The sequence below is a fragment of the Gordonibacter sp. RACS_AR68 genome, assembly GCF_030418485.1.
In the GTDB taxonomy this organism is placed as follows: Bacteria; Actinomycetota; Coriobacteriia; order Coriobacteriales; family Eggerthellaceae; genus Gordonibacter; species Gordonibacter urolithinfaciens.
Genome location: NZ_JAIPUP010000001.1, coordinates 720678 through 734325 on the forward strand (window position 1 = coordinate 720678; position 13648 = coordinate 734325).

Annotated in this window: 8 protein-coding genes; 7 read left to right on the top strand and 1 reads right to left on the bottom strand. The window is 66.6% G+C overall.

Translation table 11 applies throughout. The features are described 5' to 3' along the window. The first annotated feature begins 8 nt into the window (after nt 1–8). From K9U15_RS03060 to K9U15_RS03080, 5 genes are all read left to right on the top strand, one after another. Nucleotides 9–3098: a molybdopterin dinucleotide binding domain-containing protein gene (locus K9U15_RS03060; RefSeq protein WP_301155607.1), complete on the top strand. Its 3090-nt coding sequence runs from the start codon at nt 9–11 to the stop codon at nt 3096–3098. A gap of 508 nt (nt 3099–3606) precedes the next feature. Beyond that, nucleotides 3607–5145, top strand: coding sequence for an MDR family MFS transporter (locus K9U15_RS03065; protein ID WP_301155608.1), 1539 nt, complete (start codon nt 3607–3609; stop codon nt 5143–5145). Beyond that, entirely contained in the window at nt 5142–5627 is a 486-nt protein-coding gene (locus K9U15_RS03070) for an HPP family protein (RefSeq protein WP_123672671.1), read from the top strand. The genes K9U15_RS03065 and K9U15_RS03070 overlap by 4 nt, the downstream gene beginning before the upstream one ends. Before the next feature lie 442 nt (nt 5628–6069). Then, a complete protein-coding gene (gene dapB / locus K9U15_RS03075; protein ID WP_096227351.1) occupies nt 6070–6870 on the top strand; it encodes a 4-hydroxy-tetrahydrodipicolinate reductase in 801 nt (266 codons plus the stop codon). Between the two features lie 233 nt (nt 6871–7103). Then, nucleotides 7104–8108, top strand: a complete 1005-nt coding sequence (locus K9U15_RS03080; RefSeq protein WP_301155609.1) for a DmsC/YnfH family molybdoenzyme membrane anchor subunit — start codon at nt 7104–7106, stop codon at nt 8106–8108. Nucleotides 8109–8601: 493 nt separating this feature from the next. Here the strand turns inward: K9U15_RS03080 and K9U15_RS03085 are convergent, their stop codons facing one another. Then, nucleotides 8602–10179 (bottom strand): helix-turn-helix transcriptional regulator, encoded by a 1578-nt coding sequence (locus K9U15_RS03085; RefSeq protein WP_114568138.1) that lies wholly within the window; start codon nt 10177–10179, stop codon nt 8602–8604. Between the two features lie 224 nt (nt 10180–10403). Between K9U15_RS03085 and K9U15_RS03090 the strand changes: the two genes are divergently transcribed. Both K9U15_RS03090 and K9U15_RS03095 read left to right on the top strand, forming a co-directional pair. After that, on the top strand, nt 10404–10988 hold the full coding sequence (locus K9U15_RS03090; protein ID WP_301155610.1) for a 4Fe-4S dicluster domain-containing protein: 585 nt from the start codon (nt 10404–10406) through the stop codon (nt 10986–10988). A gap of 232 nt (nt 10989–11220) precedes the next feature. After that, nucleotides 11221–13638 carry a DMSO/selenate family reductase complex A subunit gene (locus K9U15_RS03095; RefSeq protein ID WP_301155611.1) on the top strand — a complete coding sequence of 806 codons (2418 nt, stop codon included), beginning with the start codon at nt 11221–11223 and terminating at the stop codon, nt 13636–13638. Nucleotides 13639–13648 lie beyond the last annotated feature (10 nt).

Sequence of the window (13648 nt, forward strand, 5' to 3'; positions counted from 1 at the left end):
ACGATCCTATGACCGACACACCACATGGACGAGGCACCGCCACCGGCGCGTACGCGGCCGACGACGTGATCCTGTCGATGTGCAACAACTGCAACACGTACTGCACCATCAAGGTGCGCGTGTGCGATGCGGCCGACGGCCCGCAGGCCAACGAGGGGGCCACGGCGCTCGTGCGCAAGATCGCGGGCAACCCGTACTCGCCGCTCAACTCGCAGCCCTACGCGCCCGTGCCTTATGGCACGCGGCCCGAGGAGGCGCTCGCTCCCGGCGACGGCATGGCGCGCGAGGGCCGCGCGACCAATGGCGGCATGATCTGCCTCAAAGGCCAGTCGGGCGTCCAGCTCGTGCACGATCGGTTCCGCATCACCCGTCCGTTGCGCCGTGTGGGCGCGCGCGGAAGCGACGAGTGGGAAACAGTGGACTGGGACACGGCGCTCGACGAGATCGTGCACGGCTCGCCGACCCTCGGCACGCCCGGTATTGCGGAATGGTACGCCTGGGCGCCGAAGAAGCAGGTGGAGGCCGAAGTCGCGCTTGTGGAGTCCGGCGAGATGACCCAGGACGCGTTCGACGTGAAGTGGGCCGACATCCTCATCGACACGTCGCACCCCGACCTGGGCCCGAAGTCCAACCTGTTCTGCTCGGCCGGCGGCGATCGCATGTTCCTCATCGGCGACCGCCTCACGCAGCAGGGGTTCGGCTCGGTCAACAACTTCAACCACGGCGGCGTATGCGGCATGACCGGCGTCATGGCCAACGTGCGCACGCACCCCACGACGAACCACAAGCGCATGTACGCCGACATCGACCACTGCGAATGCCTCATCATCTGGGGCACCGAGCCCATGACGGCGAACAAGGGGCCGTCGTGGCTGGCACCGCGCCTGTCCGTCGCGCGCGAGCGCGGCATGAAGCTGTACGTGGTGGACCCGCGCCAGGGCCGCAGCGCGTCGAAGGCCGACGTGTGGCTGCCCGTGGTGCCCGGCAAGGATGCCGAGCTGGCCTTCGCCCTGATGGCGTGGATCGTCGCCAACGAGCGCTACGACGCCCGGTATCTGGCGGCGCCCGGCAAGAGGGCGGCCGCGGCGCTCGGCGAGCCCACGTGGTCGGACGCGACGCACCTCGTGGCGGTCGATCTGCCGAACCGCCCCGTCGTCACCGCGAAGCTGCTCGGGTGTGCCGGAGAAGCCGGCGCCGACGGCCAGCCGCTGGCCGAGGACGCGCGGTTCGTGCTCGTCGACGGCGAGCTGACCGCCGCCGACGCCGTGGAGGGCGCGGCCGATCTGCTGGCGGACGCCCAGGTGGAGGTCAAGGGCGCGCCGACGCGCGTGAAAAGCGTGTTCCAGCTTTTGAAGGAGCGCATCGAGGAGCGGACGCTCGAGGAGTACGCCGCCGACGCGGGCATCGAGCCCGCCGTGGTGGAGGAGGTTGCGCGCGAGTTCACGAGCCACGGCAAGCGCGCCTGCGTCATGAGCTACCGCGGCCCGGCCATGCACGCCAACGGGTTCGACGCGGTACGCGCGGTGGGCTACCTCAACTTCCTCATCGGCAACCACGATTGGAAGGGCGGCCATATTGCTGCCGCCGCCAAGTTCGCCCCGTTCACGGGCCGCTACGACCTGCAGACGGTACCGGACGCGCACGCGGGCTGGGGCATTCCCATCACGCGCCAGAAGACGGAGTACGAGAAGACCAGCTACTTCAAGCAGGACGGCTACCCGGCACCCCGGCCATGGTACCCTCTGCCGGGAAACCTGTCGCACGAGATCGTCCCGACGCTGCGCGCCGGCTACGTGTACGACCACCTGGGCGCGCTGTTCATCCACCGCCACTCGCTCGTGGATTCCACGTCGGGCGGCGACCGCCTGGTCGACGTGCTGGGCGACCCGGCCAAGATCAACCTGCTCGTGTCGTTCGACGTGGAGATAGGCGACACGTCGCGCTACGCCGACTTCGTGCTGCCCGACAAGGTGTACCTCGAGCGGTTCAGCCAGGAGAGCATCTATCCCAACCAGCCCTACCAGCTCATCCAGCTGGGGCAGCCGGCCGTGCGGGCGTACGAGGGCCCGCGCTCGGTGGAGGACGTGTACCTGGACCTCATGGCGCGCCTCAACCTGCCGGGCGTGGGCGAGGGCGCGGTGCCGGTGGGCAAGGACGGCGCGGGTGGCACGGCGGCGCTGTCGAACGAGTACGACTACTGGCTGAAGATGGCCGCGAACATCGCGTACGCCGGCGAGCAGCCGGTGCCCGACGCCGATGCCGACGAGCTGGCCCTGTTCGAGCGCGCTCGCACCCGCGCGCTGGGCGGTGCCTTCGACCTCGCGACGTGGAAGGCCGCGGTCACGGAAGAGGAGTGGCCGAAGGTGGTGTACGTCCTCAACCGCGGCGGGCGCTTCGCGTCGGCCGACCCGACGAAGGGAGACGGTTACGAGGGCGACCTCATCAAGACGCGCTACGCCGGGCTGTGCGCGTTCTACGATCCGAAGACGGCTTCGTTGAAAGACGCGCTGACCGGCGAGAACTTCGACGGCCTGGCCCATGCGGCGCCCGTCGCCTTCGCCGATGGCACGCCGATGGAGCGCCCCTCCGAGCGCCCGCTCGCGTTCATCAACTGGAAGGCCCGCACGAACGGCACGCACCGCACCATCGCCTCGTCGTGGCTGCGCGAGCTGACCACCGAGAATTTCGTGTGGATGGCGCCGGCCGATGCCGCCGAGCGCGGGTTGGCGAACGGCGACGCCGTGGAGATCGTGGGACCCGAGGGCGTGCTGGCCGGGCATGTGCGCGTGACCGAGGGCATCCGTCCCGGCGTGGTGGGCGCAAACTACTCGTTCGGACATGCGGGCTACGCCGCGCGTCCGATCGTCATCGACGGCGAGTCGGTGGGCCCGGCGCCCGACTACTTGGAAGAGGAGGGCGTCCTCGATGGCAACGAGCCCGGCAAGCAGAAGACCGGCCTGGCCGGAGGACGCGGGCGCGGGTTCTGCATGAACGAGCTGCTGCCTGAGGAAAAGCTCGCCGGTGGAGGCGGCGTCTGCGACCCCATCGGGGGCGGCGCCGCGCAATTCGACCTCTGGGTGGACGTGCGGAAAGCGTAGAAGCGCCTTCTGCCCGATGGCGCTGGGCGGGTCGTGCGATCGATGCGGCTCGCTCCGCGCCCCGCGCCGGATAGGGCCCGGGTCGCGGCGGTTTTCCGTCGAAACCTGCCACGAACCTTCGGCTCCGATGCCCTGCTTTGCGGATCGTTGCCGTTTTTGCCGGACCTGTGGAAATCGCTTGAAGCGGGCTGCTTTCTCGAAGATACGGGGGTTTCGGCTTCCGGTATACTTGCCCGCTATGAAATCGCTTCTGAACCTATACGAACGCTACGCCAGCCTCGCCCAGCTTTCGCGGCGCCGCTCGCGCACGGCCGCGTTCCGCGCGCATGGCGAAGTGGACTACGGCGTGTGGCAGGGTTGGCGCTGAACGAGCCCCCTTTGGGTGATGCGCGTCCGCTGACGCGTCCCCGGCAGCTTTCATTCCCCTCGAAATCCCATACTCGACGATCGACCGCCGCTTCGGCGCGGCTTGGTCTTCGACGCGTTCGCAAAGGAAGTTGATGCGCTCTTGAACGAGCAACAATTGATAGCCCAGCAGCACAAGGTGACCCGCAAGGAGATCACCGTCATCGGCATCGTGCTGGCCGGTGCGTTCCTTGCCATCCTGAACCAGACCGTCCTGTCGCCCGCGTTGCCGAAGCTGATGGACGCGTTTTCCATCTCGGCCGGCACTGCGCAGTGGGTGACGTCCATCTACATGCTGGTCAACGGCATCATGGTGCCTATCACCGGGTTCCTCATCGACCGTTTCTCCACGCGAAAGCTGTTCTTCGTCTCGCTCGTCTCGTTCATCGTGGGCACGGCGCTGTGCGCAGCGGCCCCCTCGTTCGAGCTCCTCATCGTGGGCCGCGTGCTGCAGGCGGCCGGCGCAGGCGTGCAGCTTCCGCTCGTGGGCGTGGTGCCCATGCTCATCTTCCCGCCCGAGAAGCGCGGCACGGCCATGGGCATGGCCGGTATCGTGATGAGCTGCGCGCCGGCGGCCGGCCCCGTGCTGGCCGGCGGCATCATCGACGCGTGGGGTTGGCGCATGATGTTCTGGGCGATGATCCCACTGGCCATCCTCGTGCTGGTGGTGAGCTTCTTCCTGCTCACGAACGTGGGCGAGCTCAAGCGCCCGCACCTCGACGTGCCGTCCATCATCCTGTCCACGTTCGCGTTCGGCGGGCTGCTGTACGGCTTCTCCAGCGCCAGTACGCTGGGTTGGAGCAACGCCGTGGTCATCGGCAGCATCGTGGTAGGCGTGATCGCGCTCGCGTGGTTCATCCATCGCCAGCTGCACATCGACGAGCCGCTGCTGCAACTGCGCGCCCTCAAGACGCCCACGTTCGCGTACTCGGCCGTCATCGTGACGGTGGTCAACTCGGCGCTGGCCGTGGGCAGCGTCATCCTGCCCATCTACCTGCAGAACGTTTTGGGGCTGACGGCGTTCGAAACCGGCATCCTCATGACGCCCGGCGCCGTGGCCACCATTTTCCTCAGCCCTATCAGCGGCATGCTGTTCGACAGGTTCGGCCCGCGCGTCATCGCCATCGTGGGCCTGACGGGGCTCGCCGGCTCGCTGGCGGCGCTGTCCTTCGTCGACGACAAGACGACGGTCGCGTACCTCGTGGTGTTCTACGTCATCCAATCCTCGGGGCTGACGCTGGCGAACATGCCGGTGACCACCTGGGGCATCAACGCGCTGCCGAACGACATGATCGCGCACGGCAACGCCATCAGCAACACGGGTCGCCAGGTGGGCGGCGCGGTGAGCACGGCGCTCATCGTGACGGTGATGACCATGGTGACCGCGGCAAACGCCGAGGCCGGCCCCGTGGCGTCCACGGCGGCGGGCATCGACGTGGCGTACGGCATCTCCGCGGCGGTGGCGGCGGTCGCGCTGATCATCGCCATCTTGAAGGTGCGCAACGTGAAGAAGCACACCGCTACCGCGCCGGCGCCGCAAGTTGGGGCGTCCGGGAAGACGGAGGCCGAGGCGCCTGTGAAGGCGACGGTCGCCGTTGCGGCCGCGTGCATGGAGGAAGCGACGGAAGGGGCGGGACGATGAACCGCACGATAGGCGACATCATGGAGCGGGACGTGTACACGTGCCGCTACGACCAGAACCTCGGCGAGATCGTGGCCCTGTTCAACGACCTGGGCACGAGCGGCCTCGCCGTCATCGACGAGGACCGGCACGTGGTGGGGTTCATCAGCGACGGCGACATCATGAAGGCGGTGGCCGCGCAGAAGACGCGCTCCATCTTCGGCGGCGGCTACGCCAACATGGTGCTGTACGACAACGAGTCCTTCGAGGAGAAGGCCCGCGCGCTCAAGCACCGCAACGTCATGGAGCTGGCCGTGCAGAAGGTGCTGTGCGCAACGGCTGACCAAACCGCGGGCGAGATCGCCGACGTGCTGGCGAAGAAGAAGTTCAAGAAGGTGCCGGTCATCGACGAGGATGGCAAGCTCATCGGCGTGGTGCGCCGCGCCACCATCACGCGCTACCTGTTCGACGTGCTGTTCGGCGAGGAGAGCGCTGGGGAATAGGGCCGCAGGGACGGGCTTGACCCGGCGGCGATAGGGCCGAAGCCTGGGGCGATAGGGCCGCAGCTCGGGGCGATAGGGCAGTCGCTGTTCGGGGCGGCACCGTGGCAATCGCGCGGGGCCAATTCCCGATGGCTGTGCTCGTTGGTCGCTAAAAGTCCTTCCGGTGCACACTATTCACCAGTTTTATACCGTTTTCCGGTCTCAAGGCAGGAGATAGGGCGAGCTTTAAGGAATGGGTCGGGAAAGTACCTGATGGCGAAACTGCGGAAAGCGGGTAGCGCCCAAATTTTGCAATAATCGGTGATTAGTGTGCACCGGAAGGCGACCGGACCCAACCTTTGTTGACTCGCCATAGGTCATTTGCCGCTCGCACCGCTTATACTTGCGAAAATGGGCAGCGTGCCAATTGGCGATGCGGCCACGCGGTTGGAAGGAGCGCGGTATGAAGGTGATCGTCGTCGGATGCCATGGGCAGATGGGCCAGCCCATCTGCCGGTTCGTGGACGAGCGCGAGGGCATGGAGCTCGTTGGCGGCGTGGGGCCCGCAGGGCGCGACTACATCGGCCGCGACCTCGGCCAGGTGGCAGGCCTCGGGCGCGACTTGGGTATCCCCGTGGTGGACGACCTCGCGTCGATCATCGGCGAGTGCGACGCGCTCATCGACGTGTCCAGCGTGGAGCAATGTCTTGAAACGCTCGACCTGGCCGTCGAGCACGGGAAGGCTCTCGTCACCGCCAGCACCGGCTTCACGCCCGAGCAGTTCGAGCGCTTCGAGGCGGCGGGCGCGCGTATCCCCGTCATCTTCAAATGCAACACCTCCAAGATGGTGAACGTCATGCTCGCGCTCGTGGAGACGGCCGCGCGCGCTCTTGCGGACGAGTGCGACATCGAGATCATCGACCAGCACGACCGCGACAAGCTGGACGCGCCCAGCGGCACCGCCGTCATCATCGGCACCATGATCGCCGAGCTCAAGGGCACCACGCTGGACGATCTGGCCGAATACGGCCGCGGCGGCCACGGCGCGCGCAAGCCCGGCGGCGTGGGCTTCCACTCGCTGCGCGCCGGCGACATCACGAGCGACCACAAGGTGTACTTCGGCGGCCTGGGCGAGCGCCTGGAGATCACGCACTACTCCTACAGCGACGACTGCTTCGCCCGCGGCGCCGTCGATTGCGCCCAGTTCCTCGACGGCAAGCCCGCCGGCGTCTACTCTATCCAGGACGTCTTCGGGCTGCGCTAAATGCCTCTCGAAAACCGGAAGATCCTTTGGCGCCCCTCTCCGGGGCGCCCGCATGCGCTGAACCGCTTCTTCAAATGGGAGCCGCGAAGGCTCGCATCGCGGGAGCGCTTCGGCCCGGCAACGCCTTAGAGGAATCGGCGGGGACCTCGGAGCCACCTCCGCCGGGGCGCCTACGATAGCCGCGGATAATGACGGCATTCGAAGGAGCCTAGCGCTTCAAGGAGGTTGGTTCTATGGATCTGGTGTATCTGCAACTGCCGCTCGTGTTCTTCACGGCGGCCGCGCCCATGGCCTCGGGCGCGTTCATCGGCTTGGCCATTGCATTCCTCACGACGCGCTTCTCGGCGGAGACCTTGCGGCGCATCGACCGCTGGACGTTTTTTCCCCTGGTCATCCTGGCAGTGGGTGTGATCGCGGCCGTCGCGTTCATGAACACGCCGCAAAGCGCGCTTCTGGTTATCCAAGGGATAGATCCCGGGGCGTTCGGGTTCGCGGTGTTCATGGCCGTGGCGTTCGCCGTCGTGGCGTTGGTGTACTGGGTCGTGGCCATGGTCGGCCGGCTGTCCGACGGCGCGCGCAAGGCGTTCGCCACGGTGGTGGCCGTGCTGGCGGTGGTGTACTCGGTGGCCATCGGCGTGGCCTACATGATGTCGGACGTCCCGCTGTGGGCCTCGGTCATCGTGCCCCTCGGGTTCGCCGGCTTCAGCCTGGCAAGCGGTGTGCCGCTGGGAATGCTCGTGCTCGCTGCTTCGAGGGCCCTTCCCGAGGCGCGCGAGACGCGCTTCGGCACGGCAGCGCTCGTCACGGCGCTCGTGGGCGCGGTGGTGTCCATCTTCTCCGTCACGGTACAGCTCATGAACGCCCAAGCCACGGTGGCTGCGATCTTCCCCGGCGCCGATGCCTTGCCAGGCGCATGGGTGTACCTTATCGTGTCCATCGCCGGTTTCGTGGTGGCGCTCGCCTGCATGCGCGGAGCGTTGAGCGGGCCGCTCTCGGGCCGCTCCGCGGCACCCCTCGGCAGCACTGCGGGCGCTGCGGCCATGCCGTGGAACAGCGTCGATTCGGCAGCTGCCAGCCCGGCGGCCGAGGGCAACGTGGTCCCGGACCTCGAGGCGCGCTATCGCAGGCAGGCTGCGACCGATGCGACCAAGGCCGTTCCCTACCTGGTCCTGGGCAACGTGGCGGTGCTGGCCGCGCTCGTTGCCGCCCGCGTGCTGTTCTACGCCATGCAGTTCTAAAGGCGCAGCGTTCGTCGGGACCGTGCCGAAAGTCGCGAGATCGAGGCTCGCTTGGGCTCGCTAGGGTTCCGCACAGGCTCTGCCTTCGTTCAACCCGTGAAAGACGAATGAGACCGCCCCGCTGCTCGCGGGGCGGTTCCTTATGGAGGGCAGTGTCAAAGCCCCAATACACGAGAAAAGCGCTCTCCCGAATCACCGTTTCGATCGCTCTGAAGTGTTTTTATTGGGTTGGGGACCTGCTCCCGTGGCGTTCCAAGGCTTTAGATTGTGTTTGCCCAGTTCGGCGTAAACGGATTGCCCTCATCGAATCCGAGCGAGCTTCAAAGCGGCCAAAACGGTGACTCGGAGGGTCGAAATTCCGTAGAAGGGAAGAGCGAAGACCGCCCCCGGGCGCATCTGGCTGGAGCGACGCGGCCGCGAGTCGAAAGAAGGCGAGGGAAGAAGCTTCTGCGTAGCAGGCTGTACGGTCGGCGCAGGCGCCCTGCGAACTGCCCTAGTCCCCCAGCTCGCTCGGGTCGAACGAGTCGATGAGGTCCAAAAGCTCCTGCTTCTTGTGGATGTCCAGCTTGGTGTAGATGCGCTTGGAGTGCGTGCGGATGGTGTTCTCGGACACCACGAGGTCCTCGGCGATGCGGGCGACGGTATTGCCGCGCGCGATGAGCTCCATGACCTCGGTCTCGCGTGCGCTCAGGCGGTAGTGCTGGCGCAGCAGCTCGGCCTGCTTCGAGATGCGGTCCTGGTAGAAGGGCTCGCTTGCCACGGGCGTACGCTTCGCCTTCGCGACGGGGGCTGCCTTCGCAGCGGGCGCGGCCTTGGCAGCGGGCCGCGCCGCCTCGCCGGCGGGTCGCAGCGCCACCAGCTCGATGCTCTCCGCGTCGCTGCCGCGTGCGAATATCCGGCGGAACCCGCCCTGTCCCACGAAGTACATGAGCCCCAGCAGGTACACGGCCACCAGCGCCACCACGGCCACCGGCTCGATGCCGGTGACGGAGATCTGCTCGGCGAACGACCCGCCGATGAACCCCACGTCGTGCAGCGCGTACACCACGCCGCCGAAGAACCCGTACACGAACACGGGGTTGATGCCGCGGTCGCGCGATGCCTGCGCGCACTGTATCATCATGAGCACGATGGCCACGCTGTACACGGCGTACAGGATGGCCGCGAGCCACTGCGCATACGCCACCATGAGGAACGGCAGCAGCAGAAACGACGTGATGACGAACGGGAACACCACGCGGTAGGCGCCCACCACGTTCATGCGCAGGTTCTTGAACTGCCACAGCACCAGCACCGTGACCGCCGCCACGAGCGAGCCGGCCATGGACAGCACGTTCACCAGCGCTCCCACCTGCGGTTCGCCGATGGCCAACGAGCGCATGATGCCCGTGCAGAACCCGAGCGCTCCCACGCAGAACGCGCTGCGCCAGTAGTCGCGCACCACGGTGCGGTACACGTGCGGGTGGTCGCGCGGCACGTCTTCGAACATGGGCTGGTCGCGGTCGATCTCGCGGCTTTTCAAAACAATGGCCAGGCCGAACAGCGGCAGGAACACAAGCGGTATGAGGTAGGCCGTCACCGCCTGCGGTATGAGGTACAGCGCGAAGTACATGACGGCCGCATAGGCCGTGCCCACGATGAGGTCGCGGTTGCCGTGGTCGGCATCGAAGCTGGCGAACAGCCGCTGCCACAGCATGAAGAACCCGGCCGAACCCAGTCCCAGCAGGCCGCCGCCTACCACCACGAGCGGAAGGGCCCAGGCGTCCAGGTAGATGGCCGCAATGAGGCAGCACCAGCCAAGGAAGTAAGGCGCGGCGGCCAGCATGACCATGAAGCGCCGCGTGGGCCCGGGCAGGAAGTACACGCCGAAGGCGCTGGCGAAGTAGCTCGCCGAGAACACGAGCGATTGCGCCAGGAAGAACCAGAACACGATCTCGGGCGTCTGGAACTCCAAGGGCAGGAACGGAAACACGCCTCCCCATACGCCGGCGGCATTGATGGCCAGGAACAGCGCGTAGCCGAGCGACGTGACGTTCGGCTTCAGTATGCGGATGACGGCTGCTGGCTGCAAAGGGCTCCCCCCGGGTTTCATCGGACATGCGACGAGAGACAGGAGTGCAGTATAGCCGATTGGGCTCGCCCGTGCCTGCCGCAGGGCCGGGGCACGCGTTACGCCGGGGCAACGGGGCGCCCACGGTTCGTTGAATGCTCTGGTGATCGGCACCGTTGCAGAAGCGGTGCCCGATACCATGACGTGATGGGTTGTGGAGCGGAGGGGATGATGAAAGGAACAACGTGCCCTATGGATTTCACGTCGACGCCGTGCGCTGCGTCGGATGCCGCGCCTGCGTCGATGCCTGTTGCGCGCAGTGCCGCGTGCCGGACGAGCTATCCTGCCGCACCGTGACCTCCTACGAAGGCGGCGTTTGGGAGGAGGCGCCCGACGGCACCTGCTCGCTCACCTTGTTTGCGTACTTCATCTCGGTAAGCTGCCTGCACTGCGCCCGCCCTGCCTGCATGGCTGCTTGCACGGAGGAGGCGTTGCGCAAGCAGCCGGGTACCGGCCTTATGAGCGTGGTGACCGCCCTCTGCACCGGGTGCGGGGACTGCGCCCGGGCGTGCCCCTACGGTGTGGTGAAGATCGACCCGCGCCATGGCGTGGCCGTCATCTGCGATGCCTGCGCCGCCGTCGTAGAGGCGGGCAAGCAGCCCGCTTGCGTGGAAGCCTGTCCCGAAGACGCGCTCCATTTCGGCGAGATGCGCGACCTCCGCGCCTCCTATGGCGAGCTGGCGAGCATCCCGCCGCTGCCTCCTGCGGACGCCACGTACCCCAGCCTGGTGCTCACGGCGCCGCCGGCACTGTTGAGCGCCCTGCGCTGACGGTTGGGGCGGCGGCGGGGAGCGCTGTCACATACACCCTCACATGCAGGCAGTTGACCTGCGAATACTCAAAGTTCCCACATTTTATGTGACACGCGTTTTCTCCGATAAGGGTATGGTAGGCCCCGTTATGGAGCCGTTTCCGTCTTGGGGGGAACCCGAAAGGCGGACCGGCAAGGCGTCCGGCGCGGGAGGCGCGGGACGCATCGAGGACTACCGAAGGGGGAGTGTCATGTCAGACATCATGCCGAGTCTGAGCCGCCGTACGTTCATGAAGACGACCGGTGCGCTCGGTGCGCTGGCAGCCGTGGGCGGCAGCGTGGCCGCCACGAACACGCTCTTCGGGGCGGGCGTGCCGCAAGCGCATGCCGCCGCCGCCGAGGAGACCGTCACGTGGGGCCACTGCGCCATCAACTGCCCGGGCCGCTGCAGCCTGAAGTTCCACGTGCAGGATGACGAAGTGGTGTGGGTGGATACCTACACGAGCAAGGACGCGGGCTTCGACGACCCGCAGCCGCGCGCCTGCCTGCGCGGCCGCAGCTACCGTCGCTGGCTTGCCAGCCCCGACCGCATCAACTACCCCATGAAGCGCGTGGGGAAGCGCGGCGAGGGCAAGTACGAGCAGATCAGCTGGGACGAGGCCATCGACCTTGCAGCCACGAAGCTCAAGGAGGTCATCGACAAGTACGGCAACGAGGCCGTGTACGTGCCCTACGCCACCGGCGTGTCGGCCACCACGTCGCGTCCGTTCAACCGCTTCCTGAACCTCGTGGGCGGCTACCTGAACTTCTACAACAGCTACTCCACGGCGCAGATCTCCTGCATCACGCCCTACATGTACGGCTCCAAGGGCAACGGCGGCAGCTCGTTCAAGACGGCGGAGGACGCCAAGCTCGTGCTCATCTTCGGCTCCAGCCCCACCGAGACGCGCCAGGGCGGCCTGACCACGCACTACGACTGGGTGCACCTGCGCGAGCGCACGGGCGCGAAGATCTACATGATCGACTACCGTATGAACGACTCCATCTCGGGCCATTCCGAGCAGTGGCTGCCCATCAACCCGGGCACCGATGCGGCGCTCGTGGCCGGCATCGCCCACTACCTTATCAAGAACGACCTGGTGGACCTGGACTTCCTGCACACGTACTGCCAGGGCTACGACGAGGAGACCATGCCCGAGGCCTATAAGGGCAAAAACCTGTCCTACTACGCCTACATCATGGGCGAGGGCTACGACAAGGTGGAGAAGACGCCCGAGTGGGCTGCCAAGATCACCGGCATCCCGGCCGAGCGCATCGAGGAGCTGGCCGAGGAGATCGGCACGACGAAGCCCCTTTACGTGAACCAGGGCTGGGGCCCGCAGCGCCGCAGCAACGGCGAGTGGACGGCCTGGGCCATCATGGCGCTGCCCTGCCTGGTGGGTCAGATCGGCCTGCCTGGCACGAACAACGGCACCCGCGAGGACCGCACGAGCCCGGCGAGCGTGTCCATGGACGCCGGCAAGAACCCGGTGAAGACCTCCATCCCGTGCTTCCTGTTCACCGATGCCATCGACCATGGCACCGAGATGACGGCGAAGAACGCCGGCGTGAAGAACGCCGACGCGCTCAAGGTGAACATCAAGTACATGATCAACTACGCCGGCAACTGCCTGACCAACCAGCACTCCGACATCAACAAGGCGCACGACGTCCTGGCCGACGAGAGCAAGTGCGAGTTCATCCTGGGCATCGACACGGTCATGTGCGACTCGCTGAAGTACTCCGACGTCATCCTGCCCGACCTGTTCCGCTTCGAGCAGACCTCGCAGATCTCCACCGGCTCCGACACGGGCTACATGATCACGGGCACGGCCTGCACGTCGCCCAAGTTCGAGCGCAAGACCGCCTACGAGATGGCCACGCTCATGGCCGAGAAGTTCGGCGTGGCCGACGAGTTCACCGAGGGCAAGACCGAGGAAGAGCGCATCAAGGAGCAGTACGAGAAGGCGCGCGAGAAGAGCCCGAAGCTTCCCACTTGGGATGAGGCCGTGGAGATGGGCGTATACATCGAGGAGCACGCGCCGGTGGTGTCCATGAAGAAGTTCCGCGACGACCCGGTGGCGAACAAGCTGGACACGCCGTCCGGCAAGATCGAGATCTTCTCCGAGAAGCTGCTCAAGTTCACCGAGGGCTGGGAGCTCGAGGCCGACGACACGCTGCCCGGTCTGGACACCATGCCGCCGATCCCCGTGTACCTGCCCGAGTGGTACGGCGTGGAGAACACGACCGACGAGTACCCGCTCGCGCTGTCCGGCTTCCACTACCGCGGCCGCATCCACAGCTCGTGGGGCTTCATGCCCGAGCTCAAGGAGGTCAACCCGCAGGAAGCCTGGATCAACCCGGTGGACGCGGAGCCCCGCGGCATCGAGCAGGGCGACACGGTGCGCGTGAAGAACGAGTTCGGCGAGATCGAGCTGTTGGCCAAGGTCACGCCCCGCGTGGTTCCCGGCACGGTGGCGGTTTCCCAGGGCGCGTGGCACGACGCCGACATGGCGGGCGACCGCGTGGACAAGGGCGGCAGCATCAACACGCTCACGACCCAGCGTCCCTCGCCCCTGTCGAAGGGCAACCCGCAGCACACGAACATCTGCGAAGTCGTGAAGGCATAGCGGCGAGGAA